The organism is Rubrivivax albus (assembly GCF_004016515.1).
Lineage (GTDB): Bacteria > Pseudomonadota > Gammaproteobacteria > Burkholderiales > Burkholderiaceae_C > Rubrivivax > Rubrivivax albus.
The window spans coordinates 1-1912 of sequence record NZ_SACT01000032.1; the positions used below are offsets into that span (position 1 = coordinate 1).

3 protein-coding genes are annotated in these 1912 nt (G+C 69.0%); all 3 read right to left on the reverse strand.

Going from position 1 to position 1912, the window contains the following annotated elements; genetic code table 11:
- Window positions 1–1113 (reverse strand): IS66 family transposase (gene tnpC, locus ENE75_RS24610; RefSeq protein WP_375138511.1); only part of this gene is annotated, 1113 nt, incomplete at its 3' end.
- Between the two features lie 50 nt (window positions 1114–1163).
- Window positions 1164–1496 carry an IS66 family insertion sequence element accessory protein TnpB gene (tnpB, locus tag ENE75_RS24615; RefSeq protein WP_128201762.1) on the reverse strand — a complete coding sequence of 111 codons (333 nt, stop codon included), beginning with the start codon at window positions 1494–1496 and terminating at the stop codon, window positions 1164–1166.
- Window positions 1493–1840 (reverse strand): IS66-like element accessory protein TnpA, encoded by a 348-nt coding sequence (gene tnpA, locus ENE75_RS24620; RefSeq protein WP_233259273.1) that lies wholly within the window; start codon window positions 1838–1840, stop codon window positions 1493–1495. Before tnpA ends, tnpB begins: the two co-directional genes overlap by 4 nt.
- Window positions 1841–1912 lie beyond the last annotated feature (72 nt).

Here is a 1912-nt window from a genome sequence, read left to right on the forward strand (position 1 = left end):
TCGCTCGACGTCGTAGAGCTCGCCGAAGAACTTCAGCGCCTGCTCGCCCACCTGGCTGCCGTGGTTGGCCCACAGCTCGTGGAACTTGCGCCGCGCGTGCGCCATGCAGCCCACCTCGGTCACGCCGAGCTCGAAGCAGGCCTTGTAGCCGCTGAAGTCGTCGGTGACGAGCTTGCCTTGCCAGCCCGGCTTGTCGGGTGTCCCGGGCAGCCCGAGGAAGCTGCGCGCATGCTGTCCGCCGCGGCTGTCGGCGAAGTCGAAGACGACGGCCTGGATCGGGTTGAAGCTGGTCGTGCAGTAGCTCCACAGGTACGCCCGGTGCGTCTTGCCGTGGCCAGGCTTGAGCATCGCCACCGGCGTCTCGTCGGCGTGCAGCACCGGTTGGCGCAGCAGCTCCGCGGCCAGGGCTTCCACCACCGGCTGCAACTGCACCCCGCACTCGCCGACCCACTGCGCCAGGGTCGAGCGGGCGATCAGGTGCCCGGCGCGCTCGAAGATCGCTTCCTGCCGGTACAGCGGCAGGTGATCGAGGTACTTGGCCACCAGTACCTGGGCCAGCAGCCCGGCGGTCGGCAAGCCCTTGTCGATGACGTGCGGCGCCACCGGCGCCTGCTCGAGCTTCTCACAGCACTTGCACGCCCACTTGCCGCGGATGTGGCGCTCCACCGTGAACACGCCGGGCTGGTAGTCCAGCTTCTCGGCCACGTCCTCGCCGATGCGCTGCATCGGTGTGCCGCAGCCGCAGGTGGTGTCCTCGGGCTCGTGGCGGATCTCGCGGCGTGGCAGGTGCGGGGGCAGCTTCTCGCGTCTGGGCTGTTGCTTGTTACCGGCCACCTTGGTCGACGGATCCATCGCCTCGATCTCGGCGGCCACCGCCGCCAGGTCGCTGTCCAGCGTCTCCTCTAGCAGGCTCTTCTGCTCGGCGCTGTAGGCCTCGGACTTCACGGCGAACTTCAGCCGCTTGAGGACCGCGTTCTCGTGCGTGAGCTTGTCGATGACGGCCTGCTTGAACGCGACCTCGGCGCGCGAGGCGCGCAACTGCTCGCGCAGTTGGTGCAGCTCCAGCGTGTCGAGGTCGTCGGCGATCACGGATCGTGATCGTGCCCGTTGCAGCCTGCACGCACCATCGGCAGATGCCGCAATGGACGGGCTGCAGGGACCGGCTACAGCAACGTGATCACGCCAGCCTCGCCGATGCGCTGCCAGGGCAGGCCCAGCACCAGAGCATCGAGTTGCGCACGGCTCAGCGTCAGCGTGCCGCCGGCATCTCTGGGCCAGACGAACTTGCCGCTGTTCAGCCGCCGCGCCGCCAGCCACACCCCGACCCCGTCGTGGACGAGCACCTTCATGCGGTTGGCGCGGCGATTGGCGAACAGGTAGGCGTGATGCGGCCAAGCGGCGCCGAAGACATGGACCACCCGCGCCAGCGCCGACTCGGTGCCCGCGCGCATGTCCAGCGGATCAACCGCCAGCCACACGGTGTCGACGCGGATCAACGCAGGATCTCGCGCAACCACGCGGCACAGGTGGCCGTCGAGGCCAGTGGCCAGAGCACCCGCACGCTGACGGCGCCGCGCTGCAGCTCCAGGTCGATGAACTGGGCTTGCTCGGTGACGACCGGCGCGGCCACCGCCACCGGCACGAACGCCGGCATCGGGGGCTCGGCAACGGCACTGGCTTGCCGCCGCCACTTGTGCACGAGGTTGGCGTTCAGGCCGTGTGCCATCGCCACCTGGGCAACCGACTTCCCCGGCGCCGCGCACTCGGCCAGCACCTGTTGCTTCAGTTCCCGGTCGTGACGTCGCCGCACCTGCCGCTTGGCGTCTTCGTTGGTGTCCACCTCGCCTCCTTGGTGGACACCATCGTGGCCGTCGCCGACGCGTTACTCAAGATGGGTTCGCCGGACGCTTAC